Genomic DNA, 25026 nt, shown 5'->3' on the forward strand with positions numbered 1-25026 from the left:
CGCTTCTTCAGCGCCTCGAACCACGAGGGCGTGCCCGCAAAGCCCTCACATCACCTTGCTGACCTCAAGCAGCCCCGGCCGCTTCTCGTTCGCCGCCGTGATCGCCGCTTCCCCGCCCAGCACCACCACATGCCCATGCTGCGCCACCGCGTCCACCGCCTCCGCCATGCGCCGGAAATCGGCCACCGATGTCCCCAATATCTCATCCCGCCGCTGCTGGCGGATCGCATCCGTCGTCCCGGTCAACTGCCGCCACATCGACGAATAGCCCTTGGCATCGGGGAATTCATACCCGTCCACATCCCCGATCACCCCGATGATCGAGCGCGTCAGGTCATTCTCGCCAATCCCGGCCTTGAGCGCCTTGCTCGCCCCATCATAGGCGTCCAGCGTCTTCAGCAGGTTCGGATCGCGATAGCTCAAGAAGCTGAAATTGCCCGAGGTCAGGTCGAACCGGCTCGACCCGCCATAGGCCCCGCCCTGCACCCGCACCTTGTCCCACAGATAGGTCGTGTTGAGGAATTTCAGCACCACCGCCGACGCGCCTGTCATCTCGAAGCCGAGCGCCCGCAGATTGGCCCCCTTGCCCACATAATTGACCTGCGCTGGAATGATCAGCCCCTCCGACTTCGGCGCATAGTCGATTCCCCAGTCGGCAAAGGCAAAATCCCCATCCGGCAGCCGCTCCAGGAAGCCCTCGATCTCCCCGCGCGCCCGGTTCCACAGCGCCCCATCGGCGGTCACATTCACCACCATGCGCCCACGGTTGAACAGCGTATCGCGAATGCGCTTCAGCGCCGCCTCGACCGAGTCCCAGTCGTTCTCCACCCGCTGCACCAGCTCGCGCAGGAATTGCAGATAGCTCACCCCGCCCAACTGCTCGGCAATCCAGCTCGCCTCGGTCAGCCCGGCATTGAGCCGCGTATTGACGATGGCATTGCCCGAGGGCACCAGCCGCGCCTCGAAACCGGCCTTTTCCTCCAGCGCCATCTGCTTGAACCGCGCCCGGTTATCCAGTCGCGCATCGAGCAGCACATCGCCCATGATGGCGAGCATTTCTTCATGCTTGTCCGGCACCGCCTTGCCCGACAGGAAAAACCACGCCGCGCTACCATCGCTGCCCTGCCGCGCCGACAGGCCCCGATGCTGCGCAATGCCGCCCGTCGAACGCCCGATGCGCTGCGTCAGCGAAACGAAGTCTTCCTTGCTGGTCCCGGTCTGCAACAGCGCCCGCCCGAACAGCGGCAGATAGGGCAGCAGGTCCTTCTCCAGCACATGCAGGTCAAAACCCAGATCGAGATAGACGATCCCGAGCGTCGGCAGGTCGTGGTAGAATAGCCGCGCCTCGCCTAGATGCCCGACCTCGATCGGCACCGTCCGCGATTGCCGCGGCAAATCCCCCAGACCAAGCGTCGGAATCTTCGCCAGCAGCGCCGGATCATCCACCTCTTCCTGCAACGCCTTGAGCCGCTCGGTCTCGGCGACAGTGGCTTGCAGCGCCGTCTCATCCAGCCCGGCCCGCACCCCGGCCAGGATCTCAGCTTCCTTCGCCGCCTCCCGCGCCCCCTGCTCCGGGTCGGCGCTCAGCGTCACCGTGGTGCGATGCATATTGTCGAGGAACAACCGGCGGATTTCGCCCGCGAAATGCCCCTTGCCGGCCTTCTCCTTGAGCGCGGCCAGCGCCTCCTCGAACTTGAGCTGCCCCAAGGGATCCCCCTCATGCAGCCACGTCCCCAGCGCGTTGAACATGTACACCATGCCGCGCGGATAGGACCCGGTATTGTTCTCGCGCAGCGAAAACTCGAACGTATTGGCTGCCGCCTCGAGCTGCTCGGGGGCGAAGCCCTTCTCGGCAATTTCTTCCAACGTCGACAGGATCAGCGCCTCGACCTTGCCGGCATCCTGGGGGTCGATCCCCTTCATGCCAAAGCTCGCCATCGGCTGCCGCAGCCCCGAGCCGATCCCGCCGCCGGTGATGCCTTCGCCCAGCCCACTCTCGGTCAGCGCCTTGCGCAGGGGCGCGGCCGGATTGCCCGCCAGCAGATAGCTCAGCATGCCGTGGCTCAGCGCCTCGGTCCGATCCTCGGGCGGATCGATCATCCAGTTGACCGACACCATCCCGTCCCGCGCCTTGCCCTCATCTTTCGTGCCGGCATAGGTCGCCACCACCGACCGCGGCGCATTGAACCGCGGCTGCAGCTTCACCTCCGCATCGACAGGCGCCCGCTCGAACTGGCTGAAATACGCATCGAGTATCGCCAGCCGCTGCCCCGCATCGTCATCGCCGGAGAAGAACGCCCGCGTGTTGGACGGATGATAGAAGGTCTGGTGAAATTTCTTGAACTGCTGGTAGCTCAGCGCGGGAATGGCCTTGGGGTCGCCCCCCGAGCTCTTGCCATAGGTCACGTCAGGATAAAGCGAGCGCTGCGAAATATCGCGCATGACAGCGTCGGGCGACGAAAACACGCCCTTCATCTCGTTGAATACCACGCCCTTATAGACTAGGGGCGAGCCGGCATCCTCCAGCTCGTAATGCCAGCCTTCCTGCCGGAACGTGTCTTCCGAAATCAGCGGAAAGAACACCGCGTCCAGATACACATCGACCAGGTTGTAGAAATCCTTGAGATTCTGGCTCGCCACCGGATAGGCCGTCTTGTCCGGGAAGGTCATGGCATTGAGGAAGGTGTTGAGGCTCCCCTTGATCAGCTCCACGAACGGCTTCTTCACCGGATATTTCCGGCTCCCGCACAGCACCGAATGTTCCAGGATATGCGCCACGCCGGTCGAATCCTCCGGCGGCGTCTTGAAGGTGATACCGAACACCTTGTTCTCGTCGTCATTGACGAGGCTCAGCACCTCCGCCCCGGTCTTGCGATGCCGATACAGCAGCGCCTGACTGTTCACCTCCGCGATCTGTTCGTCGCGGATGAGTTCGAAAGCAGGATGGGACATGAAACTACTCGGCAGGGTTCTTGTTGTTAGGGACAAGGTAGGGACGTGAAGCGCAATGCGCTAGGGGCTCACCAAACTCTGAGCCTCTCCCCTTCCAGAACGTGGCACAGAGGGCATGTTGAGCTTCGTGTCAGGCCGAGTCGAAAATGGCTGTGCCCGAGAACCGGAGCGGAGCGTACTCCAGTACGTGAGCACCGGAAGCGCAGGGCACGGCCATTTGCAGGCCGGCATGGCGCGAAGATCGGCGTGCCCTAAACCTCGCCCCGGATCGCCGGCTTCACTTCTTTCTCATACCACTCCCCCAGCTGCCCTATCAGCGCGGGGAACAGGCTCTTGTGCGTGCTGGCCGCCACATTGTCCGCCAGTTGCTCCGGCTTGCTCACCCCGGCAATGACCGTGCTCACCTGCGGATGGTCCAATATCCACCGCAGCGCAAACTGGCTCATCGGCATGGCCTCGGGCGCCAGCCCGCGCAATTCACCCACCAGTTCCACCCCGCGTTCGAAGCGGATGCCCGAAAACGTCTCGCCCACCGAAAAAGCCTCGCCATCGGCATTGTAATTGCGGTGGTCGCTGGCATCGAACCGCGTCGTCTTGTCGAACTTGCCACTCAGCAGCCCGCTGGCCAGCGGCAGCCGCACGATGATGCCGACATTTTTCTCCGCCGCCCTGGGCAACAAGTCCTTGGCCGCATCCTGCCGGAACAGGTTGAAGATGATCTGCAGAGTGGCGCAACCGGGCTGTTCCAGGCAGATCAGCCCCTCCGCGATCGTCTCGACGCTGGCGCCCCAATGGCGCACCAGCCCTTCGGCCTTGAGTTCGTCCATCCAGCCGAAAATGGCGCCATCCTCCAGCACGGCCCGCGGCACGCAATGCAGTTGCGCCAGGTCTAGCACCGCCACGCCCAGCCTTTCGGCCGATCCCTTGAGGCTCGCGCGAATGCCGTCCTTGGAATATTTGTCGGGAAACAGCCCGCTGCCACGCCCCAGCTTGGTCGCCACATGCACGCCGGGCCCCTTGGCATGCGCCCCGATCCGGCTTTCGCTCAGCCCCCCGCCATAGACATCGGCCGTATCCCAGAAGTTGACGCCGGCAGCATTGGCCGCATCGAGAATAGCCCCCGCCGTCTCGTCCCCCACCGGCCCGAAATCCCCGCCAAGCTGCCAGCAGCCCAACCCGATTTCGCTGACTTCGTAACCCGTCTTACCCAGCAGCCGTGTCTTCATCTTTGTCCTCCTACCTCAGCCAACCGGTGGGGCGTGGATGCAGTTCCATCTGCCCGTCCTTCGTCGCTTCGTCGATAGCGGCGATTTCCTCGCCCGACAGGCTCAGATTGTTGAGCACGCCCAGATTGTCCTTGAGCTGGTCGAGATTGCGCACCCCGATCAGTGCCGAGGTCATTTCCGGCCGCCGCAGCACCCAGGATAGCGCCAGTTGCACCATGGTCTGGCCGCGGCTATGAGCGATATCCCCCAGCCGGTCGACCGCCGCGAGCACGCGCGGCTCGATATGGCTGGCGCGCAGCGACCCATTGGGATTTTCCCCGCGCGTGCCCGATTTGTTGCCCGAATTATACTTGCCCGACACCACGCCCTGCGCCAGCGGCGAAAAGGCGATGATGCCGATGCCCAGTTCCCCGCAGGCCTCGATCGTATGATCCTTCTCGATCCAGCGATTGATCATCGAATAGCTGGGCTGGTGGATGGTGGTCGCCACGCCCATTTCCTTGAGGATGCGATGGGCCTCGCGCGTTTCGGCTTCCGGATAGCTGGAAATGCCGACATAGAGCGCCTTGCCTGATCGCACCGCATGGGCCAGCGCCCCCATGGTTTCCTCCAGCGGCGTTTCGGGATCGTAGCGGTGCGAATAGAAGATATCGACATAGTCGAGCCCCATCCGCTTGAGCGACTGGTCGAGGCTGGCCAGCACATATTTGCGGCTGCCGAATTCGCCATAAGGCCCCGGCCACATATTATAGCCAGCCTTGGTGGAAACGATCATCTCATCGCGATACGGCCGGAAATCGCGGGTGATGACCTGGCCGAACAATTCCTCCGATGAGCCGGCCGGCGGCCCATAATTATTGGCGAGATCGAAATGGGTAATGCCCTGGTCGAAGGCATAGCCGAGGATTTCCATGGCGCTGGGATAGTCGCGCGTACCACCGAAATTCTGCCACAACCCGAGGCTGATGACAGGCAGCTTGAGCCCGGACCGGCCCGAGCGCCGGTATTGCATCGTGTCATAGCGCGCCGTATCGGCCCGATAGGTCATGGTCGTCTCCCGGTGATTTCTCGATTTGGCCCGGTGAGCGGGCAATGGTATGAGCGGGCCGATGACGAAACCGACGCGCAATATGAACGCTAATCTGCCCCAAGCCATCCAGCCATACAAGGTGATGGCAATCTATAAATTCGCCGACCTGCCTGATGCCGAAGCCATCCAGCCGCTCCTGGCCCAGTTCTGCTGCGCCCGCGACATCAAGGGCACGCTGATCCTGGCCCCCGAAGGCATCAACGGCACGGTGGCGGGCACCGCGGAAGCCATCGATGCATTGGCCGACCTGCTGTTGTCGGGCACGCTATTCGCCGGTCGGCTGGCCGGCGCCGAAGTCAAATATTCCACCGCCAGCGCCATGCCCTTCCTGCGCATGAAAGTGCGGCTGAAGCCCGAAATCGTCACCCTGCGTGCCCCCGAGGCCAACCCTTCCAAGACGGTCGGCACCTATGTCGAGCCCGAGGACTGGAACGGCCTCATCGCCCGCAACGACGTGGTGCTGGTCGATACGCGCAACGACTACGAAGTCGGCCTGGGCACCTTCCAGCGCGCACTGGATCCGGCGACCAGGAACTTCACCGAGTTCAAGCATTACGTGGCCACCCATCTCGATCCCGTCAGGGACAAGAAGGTCGCCATGTTCTGCACCGGCGGCATCCGCTGCGAAAAGGCCTCGAGCTATCTGCTCAGCCAGGGCTTCGAGGAAGTGTTCCACCTCAAGGGCGGCATTCTCAAATATCTCGAAACCGTGCCCGAAAGCGAAAGCCGCTTCAGCGGCGAATGCTTCGTCTTCGACGAACGCGTTTCGGTCACCCATGGCCTCGTCGAAGGCGACGCCACCCTGTGCCGCGCCTGCCGCCACCCGCTCACGGCAGCCGACCGCGCCACCCCGGACTATGTCGAGGGCGTCGAGCTGCCCCCATTGCGCCGGCGACACCGAAAAACACGCCGCCGCCACCGAACGCCAACGCCAGATCGACCTCGCCCGCCAACGCGGCACCGCCCATCTCGGCGACGACGCCGCAACCGTGGCAACAGCACGCAAAGCCGCCAAACAGGCTCTGGCCGAAGCCTCACGAGTACGGAACAAGGCGGGCTAAGCTGCCCGCGGCTCGATGGCGCTCAGATCGTCCCCAAGTTCCCGCCGCCGCTCCATCAGGTCGTAGTCGGCCTGCAGGCCGAGGAAAAAGCCCTCTGACATGCCGAAATACCGCGCCAGCCGCAGGTCGGTATCAGCCGTGACGGCCCGCTTGCCGAGCACGATCTCGTTGATACGGCGCGGCGGTACATGCACCGCCCGCGCCAAGGCGTTCTGGCTCAGCAGCAGGGGCTTGAGAAACTCTTCGAGCAGGATTTCGCCCGGATGCGGATTGGGCAGCAATTCAGTCATGGTAGTCGACGATTTCGACATCGCTCGGGCCTCCTTCCTGCCAGATGAAGCAGATGCGCCACTGATCGTTGATCCTGATGCTGTGCCGGCCGGCGCGATTGCCCTTGAGCGCTTCGAGGCGGTTACCGGGTGGAACGCGCAAATCCTGCAACACCTGCGCCTGATTGAGCAGACGCAGTTTGCGCAAGGCGACAGCCTGGATTTCGGGCGGCAGCTTGCGGCTGCGGCGGCCCGACCAGATCAATTCCGTCTCGACACTGGCAAAGCCACGGATCATGCGGAACTATAACGCTATCCGTTATATAACGCAACTCGTTACAGCTAAGCCTCTTTCCCATCATATTTACCAATGCTAAGGTCAAATTCTTCCCTGATAGACCACCGACATCATAAGAAAATCCAATGGACCTCGACCAGCTTCGCACCTTTGACCGCATCGTGCGGGAGCAGAGTTTTACCCGCGCGGCCGCCTATCTGAACATCACCCAGGCCACTGCCTCGATGCGCATCAGGGCGCTGGAAAACCTGCTCGGCGTCTCCCTGTTCCGGCGCGGTCGCACATTGTCGCTGACCGATCAGGGCATGACCTTCCTGCCCTTTGCCCGGCGCATCATCGGCACGGCGCAGGAGGGCCGCGAGGCCCTGCGGCGGGTGGAACGCGGCCGCATCGCCATCGCCTCGCTGCGCAGCCTCGTCTCGCCGCTGATCACCGAGCCCCTGTTGCGCTTCCAGGAGCAATATCCCGGTGTCGATGTCGTGGTCAGCGAAGGCCGCCAGGCCCAGATCGCCGCCATGCTGCATGAGCGCGACGTCGAAATGGGCATCCTGTGCTGGCCCAATATCGATCCGCTGGTGGTCGATCTGGTGCCGTTGGTCATTATGCGCGAGCGCGTGCCGCTGGTCGTCGCGCCCGAAATCGCAGCGCAACTCCCGACCCAGCCAGGCATCGAGGACGTGCTGGCGCTGGTCCCGCGCGTCATCTCGCTGCGCTGGTGGCAGGCCGAGCCCGAAACCGCCGCCGCCCTGGTGCGCCTGGCCCGGACCAGCGTCGAACTGCCCACCGGCCCGGCACGACGGCTGGCCATCAAGGGCCAGGGCCTGGGCTTTTTCGTCAATTCGGCGGTGGCCGACGATGTGAAGGCCGGCCGGCTGGTGGAAATCGCCCCCGTCGATTTCGAACCGCTGCACCGCGACACCGCCATGGTCGTGCGCTCCGCCGCCGCGCTGGAGCGCCCCATGCTATCGGCCTTCGTGGCCGAGATTGCCCGCGAATGCGAAAGCGTCGGCGTGATCGTGGACAACCGGCTGGAGACATTGAAGGGGGCGGCGTGAAAGGCCTCACCCGGCGCTGCGCGCCGACCTCATAAAAGCCCCGCGGCCTTCGCGTCGGCGAGATAGCTGCGGCTGATGGGGATGATGGTGCCGTTTTCCAGTTCAAGCACCGGCTTGCCGGACTGGCGGGCAGTCTTGCGCACGGCGTCGAGCGCGACCCAGTGGGAGCGGTGGACTTGCAGGCCCGCGACAGGGGCGGTTTCGCGGATAGCGTCGGAGAGGCGCATGAGCAGGAGCGCCCTGCCCCGATCGGTGGTGACTTCGACATAATGATCGGCCACCGCCAGATGCAGCAGGCGGCCGCGTTGCGGCAAGGCGAGCCGTTCGAGCAAAGCCGGGCCGGCTTCGGCCGCTGCGGGCACGGATGCACGCGCCGAGAGAAAGGCGCTGAGCATGGTGACGGCGGCGGATATGAGCGCGCAATAGACCAGCAGCGTCGCGGTATCGATAGCCTCGAAGGAAAGGCCATAGACAACGGCATTGATGAGCATGACGACGAGCGTGATCGGCAAGCCGGCAATGGCGCCGGCCAGGGCGGCGCCCACCAGGGGCGGCAGGCGATCCCCCAGCAGGCGCTCGCCGAGGCTGGCAAACAACGTGCCCGCTGCCGCCGTGCCGAAGACCACCGAGGTCCAATAGGCCAGGCGCCCGGGCACCGGCATGGCGAAGGTACCGAACGGACCGACGAGCCCGACAACCAGGCTCAGCACGGCCAGCGCCACCCAGCTACGAATATCGGTGGCAAGGACGCGCATTTCACGAAGCGTGGATTGCAAAGCGGGGAAATTCACGTAGCGGGCCGACCATTGGCGAAGGAGCGATTGCAGAGCGGAGTCTACAAGGCCATCGGGGACTGGCAAACCCCATGAAGGAGACCGCCCCGATGTCGCTCGACCCGCTGCTTGAGGCCGATTTGGCCATCCGGATCCACGCCTTTTCCGCCATCGCGGCCTTTGCCATCGGTGGCTTCGTGCTGTGGCGCAGGAAGGGCACCACGCTGCACAAGGCGCTGGGGCGGCTCTGGGTCGTGCTGATGCTGGTGGTGGCGACCAGTTCGCTGTTCATCAACGAAATAAGGCTGGTCGGGCCGTTCAGCCCGATCCATATTTTCGCAGTGATGACCTATCTGGGCATCGGGCAGGCGCTGTGGGCGATCCGCGTGAAGCGGGACGTGGCCGCGCATCGGGCCAATATGCAGGGCACCTATCTCGGGGCGCTGCTGCTGGCCGGAGCCTTCACCTTCCTGCCGGGGCGACGAATGCATGACGTGCTGTTCGGGCCCGATGCGGGTTGGACGCCATCGCTGATCGTTATCGGGGCGGCACTGGCGGCGACGGGATTGCTGTGGCGGCGGCTGATGCCGAGGGCAGCGGATTAACCGCCCAGAACGCCAGCAGCGCCGTCCGCAACGCCTCGGCAGCATCCAGATTGGCCATATGCCCGCCCTCGGGCAATTCGACCACGCTCAGGTTCGCCCGCGGCACGACCCGCGCCAGCGTCGGCCGCAGCCGGCGATTGACCGCAATGTCACGCCCACCCACCAGCACCAGCATGGGTCCGGCAAAGGCCAGCGCATTGGCGGTGAGATCGTAGCGGCGCACCTGATCGGAGATGACCCGCCCCACCTTCGGATCGAAACCGGCCAGCATATCGGCCACCAGCGGCCGCGCCGGACGATGCCGCGTCGTGCCCGCGGCCGCCATGCGCGCCAGCAGGCTCGCCCCGAACAACCGATAGAGCACGGTCACGGCCGGGCCGGATATGGCCGGCAGGTCGAGCGACCAGGACGTACCGAATGTCGTGAAACTGGCGAAGCGCCCGCCATGCCGCTCCAGCATATGCAGCGCCAGGATACCGCCCAGCGAATTGCCGACCCAATGCACCCGATCGGCCCCGGCATGGTCGAGCAGCCCCACCAGATCTTCAGCCATCGCGGCAATGGTAAACCCCTCCGCCGGATAGCCCGCCGGCGCGTCCGACAGGCCATGCCCCCGCAGATCCGGCACCAGCACGCGATAGCCGTGTCCGGCAAAGCAAGCCGCATCCGCCAAAAACTGCCGGCCGTTGGCGCCCAGGCCATGGCACAGCACCACGACCGGCGCATCCCGCCGGCCGAATTTCCGATAGGCCAGCCGCGTCCCGTCAACCGCCGCGAAGCGGCGCTCCGCCCCGGACGGATCGTCAAAATTAGGCATTACCGATGAGAATTCCTGCCGCAAAAACCAGCGAGCCCCCCAGCACCACCTGCAACACCGCCCGCCAGAACGGCGTCTGCATATAGCGGTTCTGGATGAAGGCGATAGCCCACAATTCCACGAGAACCACGATAATGGCAACCGTGGTCGCCGTCATGAAGTCGGCAATGAGATAGGGCAGCGCATGGCCCAGCCCGCCAATCGCGGTCATGATGCCGGCCGCCAGCCCCCGCTTGATCGGCGACCCACGCCCGGTCAGCTTGCCATCGTCGGAAGCCGCTTCGGTAAAGCCCATGGAAATGCCGGCGCCCACGGCCGCCGCGAGGCCGACGAGAAACGTCTGGTGCGTATCGCCCGTGGCAAAGGCTGCGGCAAATACCGGCGCCAGCGTCGACACCGACCCATCCATCAGCCCGGCCAGCCCCGGCTGCACATAGGTCAGCACGAACTGCCGATGCGCTTCGGTGGATTCACTGTCGCGGCCCTCCGCGCCGAGCACCTTGGCATCGATCCTGTCGGCGGCATCGGCATGCTTGCGCTCCTGCGCCGCCAGGTCTCCGAGCAGCTTGCGAATACCGGCATCAGTCGCCTGCTTGGCCGCCTCCATATAGAAGCGATAGGCGCCCTCCTCCATTTCCCACACCTGCTGGCGCACCGCCTCCAGCGTCAGCGTCTTCATCAGCCACAGCGGCTTGCGCGGCACGAAGCCCCGCACATGCTCGCGCCTGATCGGCACCAGCCGCTTGCCGAACCGTTCGACATAAAGATCGAGCAGGCGCCGGCGATGCTCGTCCTCCTCGGCCGCCATGGCTTCGAACAAGGCCGCCGAACCGGGATAGGTCTCGGCCAGCCGCGTGGCGAATTCGGAATAGATGCGCCCATCCTCCTCCTCGGCCGCCACCGCCAGCGACAGGATTTCCCGCTCGGACAGGGAGGAAAAGGCGCGGCGGGCATCGGGACGGAGAGAAAACATGGCGCTTCACACTTTGGAACGGTTCTAAACAATGATTAGAACCATTCTAATGTGTTGGCAAGAGTGCGTGACGGTGGAAGGGGTTGGGAACATTGATGTGGTGCCTGGGCGCTTTCCCTTCTCCCCTTGAGGGAGAAGGTGCCCGAAGGGCGGATGAGGGGTGCCGAGCCTTCAGCCGACATAGAAGCAAGGGAGAACGCAGCACCCCTCACCCGGAAATCCGCTGAACGCGGATTTCCACCCTCTCCCACAAGGGGATAGGGGTCGGGCCGCCTCACGCATCCAAGTCACACTCCCGCGAAGTTGAGGCAGCCCCCTAAACCAGCATCGACTGCTGCGCGAAAATCGCCGCCATCGCCCCGTGCGAACTGGCCAGCGTCACCGACGCCATCGGATTAGCCAGATCCCCCGCCGCATAGATACCGGACACACTGGTCTCGCGCCGCTCGTCCACCTTCAGCGCAATGCCCGCAGGCGTATCCACCACCTCCAGCCCCAGCGTCTCATGCAGGTTCGCCGAAGGCCGGTTGCGCGGATGCGCGAACAGCACATCCACCGCCACGGCCCTGCCCGTATCGAGATTGACCGCAGAAATCTGCCCATCCACATGGCCGATTTCAGCCACCCGCCCATCGACAACAGGCACATTGCGGCGCGCCAGTTCCGCCCGCTCATCGGCGGAAATCTCATGCCCATCGGCAAACAGCGTCAGCCGGTCGGTCCAGTCATGAAACAGCGACACCGCATGCATGGCCTGTGGCCCCGACCAGACCAGCCCCCAATGCTGCCCCGCCACCTCGAACCCGTCGCAATAGGGACACGGCACGATGGACTTGCCCCAGCATTCGGCAAAGCCCGGTATGTCGGGCATCTGGTCGCTCACCCCATAGCTGAGCAACAGGCGCCGCGCCCCAAGGCTTTCCCCGTCATCGGTCAGCACCGAAAAGTCGTCCAGCGCCCCGCTGACCCTATCGGCCCGCGCCTTGACCAGCTTGACGCTGGGATAGCGCGCCAACTGCTGGCGCGCCTGCGCCAGAATATCCAGCGGCGGCTTGTGGTCATGCCCGAGCAGGCCATGCGAATGCCCGGCAAAGCGATTGCGCGGCAGGCCGGTGTCGAGCACCGTGACCTTGCGCCTTGCGCGGCCGAGCTGCAGCGCGCCGGCCAGGCCGGCAAAGCTGCCGCCGATAATGATGACGTCATCCATGATTGTCGGCTCCGGAATGGGGATGGAGGGGATTGGGCGTGGCCTGCTGCGCGATGTCGTCGAGCGACACCCGTTCCAGCCGCGCCGCCAGCAGCGCTTCGGCATCGGCCAGGAAGTCGCCCATGACCGAATTGACCGTGCGGACAATGCCGCACTGGATATCGCCCGGATCGCTTTCGGTGCGGATCAGCAGGCTCTCCCCCTATGGCGGCATAGATCTGGCGCAGGCTGATTTCGGCCGCCGGCCGCAACAGCCGCCAGCCGCCATCATGCCCCTTGCTGGCCGTAACGATGCCGGCCTCGCGCAATGTGCCCAGCACCCGGCGCACCACGACCGGATTGGTCATCAGGCACTGGGCAAGGGTGGTCGAGGTAATGGCCTCGTCGGGCTGCTTGTGCAGATGGACGAGCGCGTGCAGGGCGAGCGAAAGGCGGCTGGAACGTTTCATGTAACTTTTATTGTTACATTAATCGAGCTTGTCAACCCTGATCCCGCTCGGCGCTTTCCTCGCACGGCTGGGATGCTATGCTGCCCTCTCTGCGGCCGACGGAGGATGGATGATGAAGACACTGCTTGCCGCCCTGGCAATCGCAACGGTAACGGCCTCGACCGCCATGGCTTTCGATGCCGATAGCCAGGCCATCATCGACAGGCACAAATCCGGCAAGCTCGTCGCTATCCATGACGTGGCCACGCTGATGCGCTCCAGCGCGCAATGGTGCTACCTCAACCAGGACCACACCTGCGCCTGGACCGACATCTATCTCGACGTCACCGATACCGGTGCCACCTTCGAAATCGGCAATGCCTGGGATGCCGATACCGATATCGCCTTCACCGACAAGGGCGTGTTCGAGGACGATCGCTACATCTGCGAAACCGATTACGACTGGGTGCCCAGCGTCCGCGCCACACGCCGCAGCGACGGCAGCGTCATCACCGGCCGCCTGCTCTGGGACCTCAAAGCCGACATCTACGCCATCCGCGCCGGCGATATCCAGAACTGCTTCGACTACCTCTACCTGCGCGCCGACCCCGACTACGAGCAGATCACCCTGCTGCAGCGCCAATATGCCGACGGCGTCCACGACGAAACCCGCGACGTCGAAGTCACACTCCACATGAACTCCGAAGACGCCGCCGGCCTCTCCTGGCGGTGGTGAGCATCGGGGCACGCCCTCGTGGTTCGAGGGTCGCTACGCTCCCGCCTCACCATGAGGGCTACTTTTAGTGCGGTGTTCCAGTAGCCCTCATGGTGAGGTGCGAGCCCTTCGCGAGCCTCGAACCACGAGGGTGTGGCACCCTAAACCCGCCCATCCCGCAACGAAGTCGCCAGCGGCTCCGGCCGCGTCACCGGCGTCCTGATCTCCACGGTCCGCCCCGCGGCCGAGGCCATCCCAAACGCCTCCATCACCTCGAGCACATGCAGCGCCAGCTCGCCGCTGGCCCGGTGCGGGCGGTTGTCGAGAATGCCCTGCGCCATGTCGGCCACCCCGAGCGAGCGATAATTGCCGTCGGCATAGGGCTGGGTAACCTCGACCCTGGTCCATTCCTCGCCCTTGCCGCGCTTGCGGATTTCCACATCCCCGCCGAAGAAGTTCGGATCGGGCACGATCAGGCTGGCTTCGGTGCCATAGAGCTCCAGCGGCACATGCTTGTGCGCCGGCACGTCGAACGACAGCCCCATCTGCACGATGGCCCCATTGGCAAAGCCCAGTAGCGCCGTGGCATGGGTATCGACATGCACATCCATCACCTGCCCCTTCCTGGGCTCGGAGAGGATTGGCCGCTGGCTGCGCAGCCGCGACCCCATGGCCGAAACCCGCGCCACCGGCCCGAGCAGGTTCACCAGGTCGGTAATGTAATAGGGCCCCATATCGAGCACCGGCCCACCCCCGATATCGTAATAGAAACCCGGATCGGGGTGCCAGGCTTCATGCCCCGGGCACTGGAAAAAGCCGGTGCCGCCAACCAGCTGCCCGAGCACGCCGCTATCCACCACCGCCCGCGCCTGCTGATGCGACCCACCCAGGAACGTATCGGGCGCCGAGCCGATGCGCAGGCCGGCCTTGTTGGCCGCATCGAGCAGCTTGCGCCCCTCGGCATAGGTAATGCCGAGCGGCTTTTCGGAATAGACATGCTTGCCCGCCGCCAACGCCTTGAGTCCCACCTCCACATGCGCCCGCGGAATGGTCAGGTTGACGATAAGCTGGATGTCAGGACTACCAAGCATCTCCTCCACGCTCATCGCCTTGAGCCCGAATTCGCCAGCCCGCGCCTGCGCCGCCTCGGGGCGCATATCGGCCAGCCCCTTGATATCCAGCACCGGGAAACCGGCCATGGTTTCATGACCGGTCATGGCCCGCAGATAGGCCGACGAAATATTGCCGGTGCCGATGAAGCCGACACCGAGGCGCTTGGTGGTCACAGCGCGATCCTCCCTGACGTACGTACTGCAAACTAGCGAGGAGAATCGCGCCGCACCAGCCGGTCAGGCCAATTTATTTGGATCACGCAGAATTTGCCGCCAGCCATTCCGGATCGGGCTCGATCGGCGTGATGATGTCGAGCAGGATGCCATTGGGATCGGCAGCAATGAAGTGCCGCTGCCCGAACACCTCGTCGCGCAAGGGCTGGGCAATGGCGAGCGCGCCATCCGAAAGCCGGGCATATTCGGCCGCCGCATCCTCCACGTAAAAGCTCAGGATCACGTTCCGGCTCGGCCCGCGCGCCGGCTCCGGAATCGAGTCGTGGTCCTGGTCGATCAGCGCAATCTCGAACGGATGCTCCGAGGCGGCGCGCAGCTGCACATACCAGTCGCTCGAAAAGATACGGGTAAAGCCCAGAGTGGTTTCGTAAAACCGGGCCGTGGCTTCGACGTCACCCACCTGGATGAGGGGATAAAGGCTGCTGGTCTGCATGGGAAACTCCTTGTTTCACTCTCGCATTCAAGATACAAACTGCATGTATGTATCTTGAATTAACATACAGGCTGTATGTATGCAAGTGGAATCGAGACGAACCCAGGCTGAACGCCGGGCCGAGACGCGGGGGCTATTGCTCGCAGCAGCACGAAAGCTCTTTGCCGAGCGCGGCTTCGCCGAAACCGGCACCCCCGATATCGTGGCCGCAGCCGGCGTCACGCGCGGCGCGCTCTATCACCATTTCGCCGATAAAACGGCACTCTTCGCCGCCGTGGTCGAGGCCGAACATGCCGCCGTGGCAGAGGGTATCGAGACCGCCGGCGACGCCATGCCGACTGATCCGGTCGCCGCCCTGCTGGCCGGCGGCAACGCCTTTTTCGCCGCCATGCGCGACGAGGGCCGCCGCCGCATCCTGCTGGTGGACGCCCCCGCCGTGCTCGGCCGCGCCGCTCTGGACGAGATCGATGCCCGCCATGGCCTCGAAACCCTGGTCTGCGGCCTGCGCGACGCCATGGATGCCGGCGCCATCCGCCGCCTCCCCGTGGAGCCCCTGGCCCAACTCTTCGGCGCCCTCTTCGACCGCGCCGCCCTGGCCCCGCTCGACCGCCAGGAAGAATTCCAGCAAGCCATGGCCGCCATGGTAGAAGGCCTGCGGGCTTAGCGCGCACCTATCGCCGGCGCGTGCGGCCCACCCCCACCCTTGATCCCTCCCCACAAGGGGGAGGGAGACGATGAACACGGACATCAGAGCTGGCGCCTCCCTCCCCTGAATGGGGAGGGAATGAGGGTGGGGTGGTAGGAGCCACAGAATCCGAGGCAAGCCCCCTATGGGAAGCAACGGTATCGCCCCTACGCCGCCACCTACTCGAAATAATCCGGATGATCGTCGATCGTCTGCGTCAGCAACACTTCGGCCCGCGCCAGGTGCCCGCGCATCGCCGCCTCCGCGCCCGCGACATCGCCATCAGCCACTGCCGCGGCAATCGCCTTGTGCTCGCCGATCGCCACCTGCGACGACGACACGCCCAGCGTCAGGTAGCGCACCCGGTCGAGCTGCATCTTGTGGTCGTCGATCAACTGCCACGCATATTCCACCCCCGCCAGCCGCGCCAACGTGCGGTGAAACAACTCGTCCAGCGTATGAAAGCGCCGGCTGTCACCGGCATTCGAGGCCGCTTCCTGCTCGGCGATGAGGTCGCCCAGCACCGCCTTGGCCTCGCCCGGATGGCTCGCCACCCGGCGGATGATCTCGACCTCGATACTCTCGCGGATGAACCGGCTCTGCCGCACGCCCTCGGGCGAGATTTTCTTGACCACCGTGGCCCGCTTGGGCCGGATCAACAGCAGCCCCTGCTGCGCCAGCCGGATGAACGCCTCGCGTACCGGCTGCCGCGACACGCCATAGCGGCCGGCAATATCGCTCTCGGAAATCACGTCGCCGGGCTTCAGCGCCATGGTCACGATATCGTCGCGCAGCGCGCCGACGACGCGCAGCGCCATGGTCTCCTCACTCGCTTCGAGCACGCTGGCCACTTCTCCTGATTCCCCTCCCCGACCATGTGCCGGATATCTGTTGCGCGGTTCCTGTTGTTTGCCAGCTTCCACAGGAATCTGACCCCGAAGCCCCACTCCCCGCCATCTGCTGCGATGGCGAAAAGAAATAGTGCCTCCCGCAATCTTGTATGGTAGATGCATTCCCGGCGCTCGTCCATGGGCGCGCTATTGCATCGAGACCGGAGAAATCGAATGGCCAAGACCTACGCGCTGGTGGGAACAGGGGGTCGGGCACGGATGTTCTATCAGGCCATCCTGGGGCCGCATCGCGAACATTCCCGTCTCGTCGCGCTCTGCGACACCAATCAGGTCCGCATGGATTACACCAATGGGGTGATCGAGCAGGAACTGTCCGGCCAGCCGGTCCCCACCTACAAGGCCGACCGCTTCGCCGCCATGATCGCCGAAACGAAACCCGATACGGTCATCGTCACCTCCATCGATCGCACGCATCACAAATACATCATCGCCGCGCTCGAGGCCGGTTGCGACGTCATCACCGAAAAGCCGATGACCACCGACCCCGAAAAGTGCCAGGCCATCCTCGACGCCGTCGAGCGCACTGGCCGCGATGTCCGCGTCACCTTCAACTACCGCTACGCCCCGCACAATTCGGCCCTGCGCGAGCTGGTCGCCTCCGGCGCCATCGGCACCCCCACTTCGGTGCATTTCGAATGGCTGCTCGACACCCGCCACGGCGCCGACTATTTCCGCCGCTGGCACCGCGACAAGCGCAATTCCGGTGGCCTCATGGTCCACAAGTCCACCCACCATTTCGACCTGGTCAATTTCTGGCTCGGCTCCCAGCCCGACATCGTCTTCGGCATGGGGGACCTGAAATTCTACGGCCGCGCCAATGCCGAGGAGCGCGGCGTCTTCACCCCCTATACCCGCACGACAGGCGTCGATGCCGCCCACGACGACAAATTCGCCATCGACCTCACCGCCAACCCGGTGCAGAAGGGCCTCTACTGGGACGGCGAGAAGGAAGACGGCTACCAGCGCGACCAGAATGTCTTCGGCGACGGCATTTCCATCGAGGACACGATGAATGTCATGGTCCGCTACCGCAACAAGGCGGTCATGACCTATTCGCTCTACGCCTATGCCCCCTGGGAAGGCTTCAACGTCGCCATCAACGGCACCGGCGGCCGTCTCGAACTGACCGTGCATGAGAATTCATACATCAATGCCGGCTCCACCTCCGACACCGAAGGCGCCGCCAAGGGCGTCAAGCTCTACCACTTCCCCCTGCATGGCGAACCGCGCGTCGTCCCGATCCAGGCCGGCGAAGGCGGCCATGGCGGTGGCGACAAGATCATGCTCGAGGAAATCTTCGGCAACGCCACCCCCCGCCCCGGCTACGGCGCCAACCACCGCGACGGCGCCCTCTCCATCCTCACCGGCATCGCCGCCAACCAGTCCTTCGCCACCGGCCTGCCGGTAGACGTGAAAACCTTGGTGAAACTGTAGGTCTCGTCACCCTCCTGTCGGCTCTGGCCCACCCTCCCCCTTGAGGGGAGGGTGGCGACGCCTGGCCCAAAGGGCCTGGCAAAGCTAGGGAGGGGGTGTCGCGGTTCCCACAAGCTCAATGCCTGTCGGCGCCCCCTCAATCCCCGCATTGTTTACATCGAATGCTTCGGCTCTTTGCCTTCTCCCCTTGCGGGAGAAGGTGCCCGAAGGGCGGATGAGGGGTCCTGCGCTATCCACCAACATTGAAGCATGGGATGGCGCAGAACCCCTCACCCGGAAATCCGCTGAACGCGGATTTCCACCCTCTCCCTCAAGGGGGAGAGGGCAACCCAGAGGGTCATCTCAATATCTTCGTATGCACGGAGCAAGCTTCCCTCCCCCTTGTGGGGAGGGACTGAGGGTGGGGGTAAACCACGCGCACCGGTCCTGCCGGAACCCCTACTGCGCAAACGGCACACTCGCCGTCAGCACATTGCCCGAATTGTTGAACTCAACCTCGAAGTCCACGGTAATATTGCCGTTGACCAGCAGGATCCGCGAGCCGATGCGCACATCGCTGCCGCCCCGATCTTTCTGCTGCTCCCGCAAATCGAAGCTGATCTGCCCGCCCCGCTCCTGGCCGATGGCCAGCCCGGTGAACCCGGCATTGGAGCTCATCGCCGCCTCATAGCGCCTGGCAGTCTCGTTGAAGGCGATGGTGCCGCTGATCGAGAGCGTGGCATTCACCAGCGCGCAGCGCCCGGTATAGTTCACCTTGGCCTGGTTGCCCTTGGCAATGGTCAGTCGGCAGCGGAACGGCTCGGGTCTGTCCCCGCCAACCAGCGCGCCTTCGCCCTGCCAGTTGCCGATATAGGATTCGAGCAAGGCCACTTCGCCGGCCGCCTGTGCCGGCGCCAGCCCCACGAATGACATCGACAGCAATACGACGCCAATTCTCCACCACGTCTTCATCGCGAAAAGCATCCTCCAGCCGCCCCGTGACATCTGATTCTGTTTATGTCTGCCAGTGCAGAGATATCGAAGCCAGTAGAAATCTGACACTTCTGACGCAGTTGTTACGATTTCGCTACTGACTGGGCGTTACAAATCACGGTCAATGGGCAGTCGGGATACATCGACGCCCAAACGAACCACGAAGGGGAACGGTTCAGGTGACTACGGATGCGCCGATCATTGATGCCAGGGACGTGACCTATAGCCTTGAGGTCGCGGGCCGCCCGCTCCACATCCTCAAGGGCGTCTCCCTGCGCGTCGCGCCGGCCGAAGTCGTCGCCATTGTCGGCCCATCGGGCAGCGGCAAGACTTCCCTGCTCATGCTGCTGGCCGGCCTCGAACGTGCCACAACAGGCACGGTCACGGTCAATGGCGCCGAACTGGGCGGTCTCAACGAGGACGATCTGGCCCGCTTCCGCCGCCGCACTTTGGGCATCGTCTTCCAGAGCTTCCACCTCATTCCCTCGCTGGCTGCGCATGACAATGTGGGCCTCGCCCTCGAAATCGCCGCGCCCGAACTCACCCAGGCGCAGATCCGCGACAAGGCCGCCGCCGCCCTCGCCGCCGTCGGCCTGGCCGACCGGCTCGATCACCGCCCCTCGGCTTTGTCGGGCGGCGAACAGCAGCGCGTCGGCCTCGCCCGCGCCATGGTCGCCAATCCCCCGCTCCTGCTGGCCGACGAGCCCACCGGCAATCTCGACCAGAAGACCGGCGCCCTCGTCGTCGAACTGATGTTCGACCTGGCCCGCAAGCAGGGCACCGCAGTCCTGCTCATCACCCACGATCCGGCCCTCGCCGCCCGCGCCGACCGCGTCTTCACCATGACGGCAGGCGAATTGACCGAAACCACGGGGCAGAAGTGATGGGCTCCTTCTGGGGCGCCGTCCGCATCGGCCTGCTCGACATGCGCGGCGACCTGCGCCGCTTCCTGCTGCTCGTGGTCTGCCTCGCCGTCGGCACCGCACTGATCTCGGGCGTTAATTCCGTAGGCGCCAGCATTACCCGCGCCATCGATGACGGCGCCGCCGAATTGATGGGTGGCGATGTGGAACTCTCCCGCGCCGACCGCCTCGCCACGGCGGATGAATTGGCCACCATGGCCGGCTTCGGCACCATCTCGACGACAATAGATACCAATCTGCGCGCCGAATCCCCCCCAGGCCGACGCCTTTGTCGACCTTAGCGCCATCGGCCCCACCTATCCCCTGCTCGGCCGCGTGCTGAGCCCGCAATTGCCGGATGGCGCCTCGCTCTATGACCTGCTCGCGCCCCGCGACGATACGCCCGGCGCCCTGCTCGATCCCATCCTGCTCGACCAACTCGGCCTGGCCATAGGCGACAGCTTCCGCCTCGGCGGCACCGATTTCCAGGTCCGCGGCACCCTCTCTAAGCTCCCCGATGGTCCGGTGCGCGGCTTCCGCCTCGGCCTTACCGCTTTGGTCACCGACCAGGGCTTTGCCGCCGTCTCCGACCGCACTTCGCCCCTGCCGGGCCTCGGCACCTGGTTCCGCTACAAGCTCCTGCTCAATGATCGCGACGCCGAAGCCGGCAAGGCCGCGCTCGAAACCGGTTTTGCCGATAGCGGCTGGACCGTCCGCTCCGCCCGCGACGGCCTGGGCGACATGGTGCGCTACTACGATCTCTTCATGCGCTTCCTGGTCATTGTCGGTCTCGGTTCCCTGCTGATCGGCGGCGTGTCCGTCTGGACCGGCATGCAGGCCTATATCGCCGAGCGCGCCAGCGTCATCGCCATCCTGCGCTCCATGGGCGCCACCAGGGGCCGCATCTTCGTCCACTTCTTCGCCCAGGTCGCGGCCCTCGCCGCCGTCGGCGTCGGCATTGGCCTCCTCATCGGCGGTGGCGCCGCCTTTGCCGTCCTCCCCATGATCGGCCGCGCCGTGGGCATAGACCTTGCCGCCACCATCCACATCCAGGCGCTCGCCGTGGCCGCTGCCGCCGGCCTCGTCACCGCCTTCGCCTTCGCCTACCTGCCTTTGCAGCAGGCCCAGACCATCAGGCCCGTCCTGCTCTTCCGCTCCAAGGGCCTCTCGGCCCCGCCGGTCGATTGGGCCGCGCTCCTGCTCTCCTGGCAGGTCGTCCCGCTCATTCTCGCCACCCTGGCCTTCTTCCTCCTCGCCTGGCTCATGACGGGTGACGCCATGCTGGTCGCCGCCTTCGGCCTCGCCGCCGCGGCCGCCGCCGTGGTGTTCCAGCTCTTCATCCGCGCCATCCAGCTCGCGCTCGCCCATCTGCCCGAGCCGCGCGCCCGCATTCCGCGCCACGCTCTGCGCGCCATTTCCGGCTCCGGCCAGAATGCCGCCTCGGTCGTGGTCTCGGCCGGCATGGCGCTCGCCATGCTCGTCGTCGTCCTCGTGCTGCAGGCCAATCTGCGTCAGGAATTCCTCGGCGCCTCGGCCTTCGACGTCCCGACCCTGGTCGCCTCCGACCTCTTCCCCGACGAGGTGGAATCCCTGGCCGCCATATCAGGCGAAGGCACCGACATAGTCAGATTCGTCGCCACCCCCATGCTGCGCGGCGCCCTGACCGAGATTGCCGGCCAACCCGCCGAATCCGTCCGCACCAATGGCCCCGAAGCCACCTTCCTGCTGGCCGGCGAAGTGCCCCTCACCTTCCGCTCCGAACTCCCCGCTTCCTCCCGCGTCACCTCGGGCGAGTGGTGGCCATCCGACTATGCCGGCCCGGGCCTGGTCTCCCTGCACCAGAGCCTGCGCTCCGGCCTCGGCGTCGATCTCGGCGATACCTTGACCTTCACCATCTTCGGCGAACAGGTCACCGCCACCATCGCCTCCTTCCGCGATTACTCCTGGCAGGGCGGCATCGACTTCCTCGCCACCTTCTCGCCCGGCGTCATCGAGAGCTATCCCACCACGCTCTTCGCCGCCGTCACCGCCCTGCCCGGCCGCGAGGAAGCCGTCGAACGCCAGCTCGCCGCCGACTTCCCCGACCTGCGCTTCATCGCCATCGGCGACACCCTCAAGCAGATCACCGACGCCCTGAGCCAGCTCTCCTTCGCCGCCGTCCTGGTCGGGGGCCTGGCCGTCGGCAATGGCCTGCTCGTCCTGGTCGGCAGCCTCTCCACCGGCCGCCGCCAGCGCGAAGCCGATACGGTCATCACAAAAGTCCTCGGCGCCACCCGCTTCGAGCTCATGGCCACCGCCTTCACCCAATACCTGATCCTGGCCGTCCTCGCCGCCATCCCCGCCATCCTGCTCGGTATCGGCCTGGGCTGGCTGGTCAGCATGGTCATGCTCAATGTCGACTTCACCCTCAACCTCGACGCCCTCCTCGTCGTCCTCCTGATCGCCATCGCCATCACCGCCCTGCTCGGCGCCCTGACCATTTTGCGCGCAGCATCGGCCAGACCGGCACGGCTTTTGCGGGATTTGTAGGGAAGTTCCAAAAGAGTGGAGCCCCCCTCGCCCCTTGCGGGAGAGGGGGTAATTTCCTTGTTCAGAGGAAATTACGGGTGAGGGGTCCTGCGCCCTCTCATGCTTCACGGCTCATGGATAACCCGGCACCCCTCATCCGCCCTCCGGGCACCTTCTCCCGCAAGGGGAGAAGGGAGATTCAGCGCCAGCAGCACAATCCAGCCAACCCACCAGACCCACCCTCCCCTTGAGGGGAGGGCAGCGCAGCTAGGCCCGACGGGCCGTAGCGAAGCTGGGTGGGGGTGTCGCGCCATCCACGAACACAATATGCAGAACCCCACACCTCCCCACCCCAAAAACCCCAACAAAATCCATCTTGTATGGAAGAATCCCTTCCCTAACCCCTTGCTCACCCATCATTATTTCCGCATCCCAAATTTTATGATTGACGCCGCCCCGCGCGCTTGCCAATCTCGCCCCATCTGAGCGGGAACAATCCCCCAGGATCGGCCGGAGACACGTCATGGACCCCAAGGGTCCAGCCAGGGTATGTGGTCAAGCGTGAGCTACGCGGTATGTCTTCGGTCTGACCGTTCAACAACGGACCGATGCTCGTATCGACCTTCTGAGAGACCCGCAAAATCGATCTCAACCGTGCGGTCGCGGTTGGCGGGACGGTCTCCACCCTCACCCCAGCTTCCCCGCACGATGATCCCGGAAAACCGGGCAATGCGGGAGGACGGAATGAGCGAGCGGCCGGTCAGCATCAGCGCCATCGAGTGTCACCCATCCGCCCTGCCCCGCCCCAGGATCGCTTCCACCCGCCCGATCGTCGCCACCCTATAGCCTGCCACTCCGCAGGCTGCCGCGCCGGGCAGTCTCCAAGCATCTCTCCCGGCCCGGCGCGGCCACTGACATCAGCCTTCGGGAGGCAAAGAGGTACGTAAGTCGGCAGCGCCGGGAGGAGGGAACCGCCCGCATTGCCAGCCAGCCAAGCTCAACAGGGAGGACACCATATGAGCAGATTGAATCGCAGAACCTTCATGACCAAGGCCGGCGCCGCTGCCGGCTCGGTTGCCGTGCTGTCGGCCCTCGGCCCCCAGGCCTTCGGCCAGGACAAGCAGGTCCGCCACTTCTGGTGGGGCAATCCCGAGCGCGACAAGCGCACCTTCGCCGTCATCGACCTCTACAATTCCAAGACTCCGGGCACGGTCGTTTCGGGCGAAACCCTCGGCTTCGCCGACTATTTCACCAAGCTCACCACCCAGATTGCCGGCGGCAACATGCCCGACGTGATCCAGCAGGGCTATGGCGTGCTGTTCGAGTATATCGCCAATGGCGCCGTCGTCCCGCTCGACGACTATGTCGGCAAGAGCCTCGATATCTCCAAGATCGACCAGTCGGCCATCGATGCCGGCACCGTGGATGGCAAGTTCTACGCCCTCTCCATCGGCGCCAATTCCCACATGGCCATCTTCAATTCCCGCCTCTTCGAAGAAGCCGGCGTGGTCCCCGGCACGGATTTCGACCCCTATGGCTATACCTATGACGACCTCGCCCGCATCGGCGCGCAGGTGAAAGAGGCCACCGGCATCCCCGGCACCGACGACAACACCGCCGATTACCAGAACTTCTCCGATTTCATCGCCCAGAAGGGCGTCAAGATGTACAGCCCGGACGGCACCTATAACGCCACCCAGGACATCGTCGAGGAATACTGGAGCACCTGGGCCGCTATCCGCGAAGCTGGCGCCACCCCTCCGGGCCCCGAATCCGCAGGCCTGGCCGGCGTGGCCGATCTCAGCCAGCTCGGCGTCGTCACCGGCAAGTCGGCCATGTCCTACCTCTGGAGCAACCAGCTCGTCGGCGCCCAGAGCCTGATGCAGGATACGCTCGGCGTCGCCATGTATCCCAATACCCCGGCCATGGTCCCCGGCTCGATCGTCCAGCCGAGCCAGTTCATCTGCCTCACCCGCGACAGCGTCGATCCCGAAGCCGCCACCGCCTATATGAGCGCCTTCGTCAACGACCTCGACATCACGGCCATTCTCGGCCTCGAACGCGGCATCCCGAGCCAGGTCGACGTCCGCGAGGCCCTGCAGCCCAACCTGTCGCCCGCCGAAGCCCTCTCCGTCGAATTCTTCGCCGGCATCCAGGGCAAGACCGCGCCCCTCGATCCCCCGCCCCCCTCTGGCAGCAACGAAGTCGAACAAACCTTCGAGCGCGTTGCCGTCTCGGTCCTGCTGGGCGAAAAATCCATCCCCGAAGTCGCCACCGACTTCCTGGCCCAGGCCAAGGCGATTCTGGCGCGGGCCTGATAGGATCGGGACCATCAGTCGTCTCCCTCCCCCTTGTGGGGAGGGATC

The 25026-nt window shown here is 64.7% G+C and carries 23 protein-coding genes and 2 pseudogenes; 10 read left to right on the forward strand and 15 right to left on the reverse strand.

Translation table 11 applies throughout. The features are described from left to right. Window positions 1-45 precede the first annotated feature (45 nt). The 3 genes from FPZ08_RS12420 to FPZ08_RS12430 all read right to left on the reverse strand — a co-directional run bounded on the left by FPZ08_RS12420 (window position 46) and on the right by FPZ08_RS12430 (window position 5226). Complete coding sequence (locus FPZ08_RS12420) at window positions 46-2952, reverse strand: insulinase family protein (protein ID WP_146290315.1); 2907 nt, start codon at window positions 2950-2952, stop codon at window positions 46-48. A 251-nt stretch (window positions 2953-3203) separates the two neighbouring features. Then, the gene (locus FPZ08_RS12425) at window positions 3204-4178 is read right to left on the reverse strand and encodes an aldo/keto reductase (RefSeq protein WP_146290316.1); all 975 of its coding nucleotides are present in this window, start codon (window positions 4176-4178) and stop codon (window positions 3204-3206) included. Between the two features lie 10 nt (window positions 4179-4188). Then, window positions 4189-5226 carry an aldo/keto reductase gene (locus FPZ08_RS12430; protein WP_146290317.1) on the reverse strand — a complete coding sequence of 346 codons (1038 nt, stop codon included), beginning with the start codon at window positions 5224-5226 and terminating at the stop codon, window positions 4189-4191. A gap of 82 nt (window positions 5227-5308) precedes the next feature. On the opposite strand from FPZ08_RS12430, the pseudogene trhO reads away from it, so the two are divergent. After that, window positions 5309-6329 (forward strand): annotated as a pseudogene (gene trhO / locus FPZ08_RS12435) (oxygen-dependent tRNA uridine(34) hydroxylase TrhO). Here the strand turns inward: trhO and FPZ08_RS12440 are convergent. Both FPZ08_RS12440 and FPZ08_RS12445 read right to left on the reverse strand, forming a co-directional pair. After that, a complete protein-coding gene (locus FPZ08_RS12440; RefSeq protein ID WP_146290318.1) occupies window positions 6326-6640 on the reverse strand; it encodes a HigA family addiction module antitoxin in 315 nt (104 codons plus the stop codon). The pseudogene trhO and the gene FPZ08_RS12440 sit on opposite strands and share 4 nt — an antisense overlap. Further along, window positions 6612-6896: a type II toxin-antitoxin system RelE/ParE family toxin gene (locus FPZ08_RS12445; protein ID WP_146290319.1), complete on the reverse strand. Its 285-nt coding sequence runs from the start codon at window positions 6894-6896 to the stop codon at window positions 6612-6614. The genes FPZ08_RS12440 and FPZ08_RS12445 overlap by 29 nt, the downstream gene beginning before the upstream one ends. A gap of 125 nt (window positions 6897-7021) precedes the next feature. Between FPZ08_RS12445 and FPZ08_RS12450 the strand changes: the two genes are divergently transcribed. Continuing rightward, on the forward strand, window positions 7022-7951 hold the full coding sequence (locus tag FPZ08_RS12450) for a LysR family transcriptional regulator (protein ID WP_146290320.1): 930 nt from the start codon (window positions 7022-7024) through the stop codon (window positions 7949-7951). Window positions 7952-7980: 29 nt separating this feature from the next. Here the strand turns inward: FPZ08_RS12450 and FPZ08_RS12455 are convergent, their stop codons facing one another. Then, on the reverse strand, window positions 7981-8706 hold the full coding sequence (locus FPZ08_RS12455) for a LytTR family DNA-binding domain-containing protein (RefSeq protein ID WP_146290321.1): 726 nt from the start codon (window positions 8704-8706) through the stop codon (window positions 7981-7983). Window positions 8707-8816: 110 nt separating this feature from the next. Here FPZ08_RS12455 and FPZ08_RS12460 point away from each other — a divergent pair, with 110 nt between their 5' ends. Next, window positions 8817-9329: a DUF2306 domain-containing protein gene (locus tag FPZ08_RS12460; protein ID WP_246132642.1), complete on the forward strand. Its 513-nt coding sequence runs from the start codon at window positions 8817-8819 to the stop codon at window positions 9327-9329. Here the strand turns inward: FPZ08_RS12460 and FPZ08_RS12465 are convergent. The 5 genes and pseudogenes from FPZ08_RS12465 to FPZ08_RS23025 form a co-directional block, all read right to left on the reverse strand. Further along, complete coding sequence (locus tag FPZ08_RS12465) at window positions 9262-10146, reverse strand: alpha/beta fold hydrolase (RefSeq protein WP_146290322.1); 885 nt, start codon at window positions 10144-10146, stop codon at window positions 9262-9264. The two genes, FPZ08_RS12460 and FPZ08_RS12465, sit on opposite strands and share 68 nt — an antisense overlap. Further along, window positions 10139-11119, reverse strand: coding sequence for an iron exporter MbfA (mbfA, locus tag FPZ08_RS12470; RefSeq protein WP_146290323.1), 981 nt, complete (start codon window positions 11117-11119; stop codon window positions 10139-10141). Before mbfA ends, FPZ08_RS12465 begins: the two co-directional genes overlap by 8 nt. Before the next feature lie 316 nt (window positions 11120-11435). Beyond that, window positions 11436-12326, reverse strand: a complete 891-nt coding sequence (locus tag FPZ08_RS22365; RefSeq protein ID WP_246132643.1) for an NAD(P)/FAD-dependent oxidoreductase — start codon at window positions 12324-12326, stop codon at window positions 11436-11438. Continuing rightward, a complete protein-coding gene (locus tag FPZ08_RS22635; RefSeq protein WP_281285630.1) occupies window positions 12319-12450 on the reverse strand; it encodes a hypothetical protein in 132 nt (43 codons plus the stop codon). Before FPZ08_RS22635 ends, FPZ08_RS22365 begins: the two co-directional genes overlap by 8 nt. Before the next feature lie 109 nt (window positions 12451-12559). After that, window positions 12560-12775: pseudogene (locus FPZ08_RS23025) on the reverse strand (RrF2 family transcriptional regulator); the annotation flags it as partial. Between the two features lie 112 nt (window positions 12776-12887). On the opposite strand from FPZ08_RS23025, the gene FPZ08_RS12485 reads away from it, so the two are divergent. Continuing rightward, window positions 12888-13490, forward strand: coding sequence for a hypothetical protein (locus tag FPZ08_RS12485; RefSeq protein WP_146290326.1), 603 nt, complete (start codon window positions 12888-12890; stop codon window positions 13488-13490). Window positions 13491-13630: 140 nt separating this feature from the next. On the opposite strand, the gene FPZ08_RS12490 is transcribed toward FPZ08_RS12485, so the two are convergent. Together FPZ08_RS12490 and FPZ08_RS12495 are read right to left on the reverse strand one after the other, a co-directional pair. Further along, window positions 13631-14755: a Gfo/Idh/MocA family protein gene (locus tag FPZ08_RS12490; RefSeq protein ID WP_146290327.1), complete on the reverse strand. Its 1125-nt coding sequence runs from the start codon at window positions 14753-14755 to the stop codon at window positions 13631-13633. 82 nt (window positions 14756-14837) lie between these two features. Beyond that, on the reverse strand, window positions 14838-15248 hold the full coding sequence (locus FPZ08_RS12495) for a VOC family protein (protein WP_146290328.1): 411 nt from the start codon (window positions 15246-15248) through the stop codon (window positions 14838-14840). 79 nt (window positions 15249-15327) lie between these two features. On the opposite strand from FPZ08_RS12495, the gene FPZ08_RS12500 reads away from it, so the two are divergent. Beyond that, complete coding sequence (locus tag FPZ08_RS12500; protein WP_146290329.1) at window positions 15328-15912, forward strand: TetR/AcrR family transcriptional regulator; 585 nt, start codon at window positions 15328-15330, stop codon at window positions 15910-15912. Window positions 15913-16112: 200 nt separating this feature from the next. On the opposite strand, the gene FPZ08_RS12505 is transcribed toward FPZ08_RS12500, so the two are convergent. Then, the gene (locus FPZ08_RS12505; protein ID WP_186766975.1) at window positions 16113-16775 is read right to left on the reverse strand and encodes a GntR family transcriptional regulator; all 663 of its coding nucleotides are present in this window, start codon (window positions 16773-16775) and stop codon (window positions 16113-16115) included. Between the two features lie 222 nt (window positions 16776-16997). On the opposite strand from FPZ08_RS12505, the gene FPZ08_RS12510 reads away from it, so the two are divergent. Then, a complete protein-coding gene (locus tag FPZ08_RS12510) occupies window positions 16998-18278 on the forward strand; it encodes a Gfo/Idh/MocA family oxidoreductase (RefSeq protein ID WP_146290331.1) in 1281 nt (426 codons plus the stop codon). Between the two features lie 438 nt (window positions 18279-18716). Here FPZ08_RS12510 and FPZ08_RS12515 read toward each other — a convergent pair whose 3' ends face one another. Further along, complete coding sequence (locus FPZ08_RS12515; RefSeq protein WP_186766976.1) at window positions 18717-19229, reverse strand: heme-binding beta-barrel domain-containing protein; 513 nt, start codon at window positions 19227-19229, stop codon at window positions 18717-18719. Window positions 19230-19429: 200 nt separating this feature from the next. Between FPZ08_RS12515 and FPZ08_RS12520 the strand changes: the two genes are divergently transcribed. The 4 genes from FPZ08_RS12520 (at window position 19430) to FPZ08_RS12535 (ending at window position 24978) form a co-directional block, all read left to right on the forward strand. Then, window positions 19430-20134: an ABC transporter ATP-binding protein gene (locus FPZ08_RS12520; RefSeq protein WP_210246792.1), complete on the forward strand. Its 705-nt coding sequence runs from the start codon at window positions 19430-19432 to the stop codon at window positions 20132-20134. Further along, the gene (locus tag FPZ08_RS12525) at window positions 20134-20454 is read left to right on the forward strand and encodes a hypothetical protein (RefSeq protein WP_146290333.1); all 321 of its coding nucleotides are present in this window, start codon (window positions 20134-20136) and stop codon (window positions 20452-20454) included. The genes FPZ08_RS12520 and FPZ08_RS12525 overlap by 1 nt, the downstream gene beginning before the upstream one ends. 49 nt (window positions 20455-20503) lie before the next feature. Continuing rightward, the gene (locus tag FPZ08_RS12530) at window positions 20504-22681 is read left to right on the forward strand and encodes an ABC transporter permease (RefSeq protein ID WP_146290334.1); all 2178 of its coding nucleotides are present in this window, start codon (window positions 20504-20506) and stop codon (window positions 22679-22681) included. Window positions 22682-23676: 995 nt separating this feature from the next. Next, on the forward strand, window positions 23677-24978 hold the full coding sequence (locus tag FPZ08_RS12535) for an ABC transporter substrate-binding protein (RefSeq protein ID WP_146293130.1): 1302 nt from the start codon (window positions 23677-23679) through the stop codon (window positions 24976-24978). The last annotated feature ends 48 nt before the right edge of the window (window positions 24979-25026 follow it).

The sequence above is a fragment of the Devosia ginsengisoli genome (assembly GCF_007859655.1).
GTDB lineage: Bacteria > Pseudomonadota > Alphaproteobacteria > Rhizobiales > Devosiaceae > Devosia > Devosia ginsengisoli.

What these genes read in the sequence shown, in the direction of transcription:
- FPZ08_RS12420 (WP_146290315.1), bottom strand. Translation starts at nt 2,952, where the DNA reads ATGTCCCATCCTGCTTTCGAACTCATCCGCGACGAACAGATCGCGGAG.
- FPZ08_RS12425 (WP_146290316.1), bottom strand. Translation starts at nt 4,178, where the DNA reads ATGAAGACACGGCTGCTGGGTAAGACGGGTTACGAAGTCAGCGAAATC.
- FPZ08_RS12430 (WP_146290317.1), bottom strand. Translation starts at nt 5,226, where the DNA reads ATGACCTATCGGGCCGATACGGCGCGCTATGACACGATGCAATACCGG.
- FPZ08_RS12440 (WP_146290318.1), bottom strand. Translation starts at nt 6,640, where the DNA reads ATGTCGAAATCGTCGACTACCATGACTGAATTGCTGCCCAATCCGCAT.
- FPZ08_RS12445 (WP_146290319.1), bottom strand. Translation starts at nt 6,896, where the DNA reads ATGATCCGTGGCTTTGCCAGTGTCGAGACGGAATTGATCTGGTCGGGC.
- FPZ08_RS12450 (WP_146290320.1), top strand. Translation starts at nt 7,022, where the DNA reads ATGGACCTCGACCAGCTTCGCACCTTTGACCGCATCGTGCGGGAGCAG.
- FPZ08_RS12455 (WP_146290321.1), bottom strand. Translation starts at nt 8,706, where the DNA reads ATGCGCGTCCTTGCCACCGATATTCGTAGCTGGGTGGCGCTGGCCGTG.
- FPZ08_RS12460 (WP_246132642.1), top strand. Translation starts at nt 8,817, where the DNA reads ATGAAGGAGACCGCCCCGATGTCGCTCGACCCGCTGCTTGAGGCCGAT.
- FPZ08_RS12465 (WP_146290322.1), bottom strand. Translation starts at nt 10,146, where the DNA reads ATGCCTAATTTTGACGATCCGTCCGGGGCGGAGCGCCGCTTCGCGGCG.
- mbfA (WP_146290323.1), bottom strand. Translation starts at nt 11,119, where the DNA reads ATGTTTTCTCTCCGTCCCGATGCCCGCCGCGCCTTTTCCTCCCTGTCC.
- FPZ08_RS22365 (WP_246132643.1), bottom strand. Translation starts at nt 12,326, where the DNA reads ATGGATGACGTCATCATTATCGGCGGCAGCTTTGCCGGCCTGGCCGGC.
- FPZ08_RS22635 (WP_281285630.1), bottom strand. Translation starts at nt 12,450, where the DNA reads ATGGGCGACTTCCTGGCCGATGCCGAAGCGCTGCTGGCGGCGCGGCTG.
- FPZ08_RS12485 (WP_146290326.1), top strand. Translation starts at nt 12,888, where the DNA reads ATGAAGACACTGCTTGCCGCCCTGGCAATCGCAACGGTAACGGCCTCG.
- FPZ08_RS12495 (WP_146290328.1), bottom strand. Translation starts at nt 15,248, where the DNA reads ATGCAGACCAGCAGCCTTTATCCCCTCATCCAGGTGGGTGACGTCGAA.
- FPZ08_RS12500 (WP_146290329.1), top strand. Translation starts at nt 15,328, where the DNA reads ATGCAAGTGGAATCGAGACGAACCCAGGCTGAACGCCGGGCCGAGACG.
- FPZ08_RS12510 (WP_146290331.1), top strand. Translation starts at nt 16,998, where the DNA reads ATGGCCAAGACCTACGCGCTGGTGGGAACAGGGGGTCGGGCACGGATG.
- FPZ08_RS12515 (WP_186766976.1), bottom strand. Translation starts at nt 19,229, where the DNA reads ATGAAGACGTGGTGGAGAATTGGCGTCGTATTGCTGTCGATGTCATTC.
- FPZ08_RS12525 (WP_146290333.1), top strand. Translation starts at nt 20,134, where the DNA reads ATGGGCTCCTTCTGGGGCGCCGTCCGCATCGGCCTGCTCGACATGCGC.
- FPZ08_RS12535 (WP_146293130.1), top strand. Translation starts at nt 23,677, where the DNA reads ATGAGCAGATTGAATCGCAGAACCTTCATGACCAAGGCCGGCGCCGCT.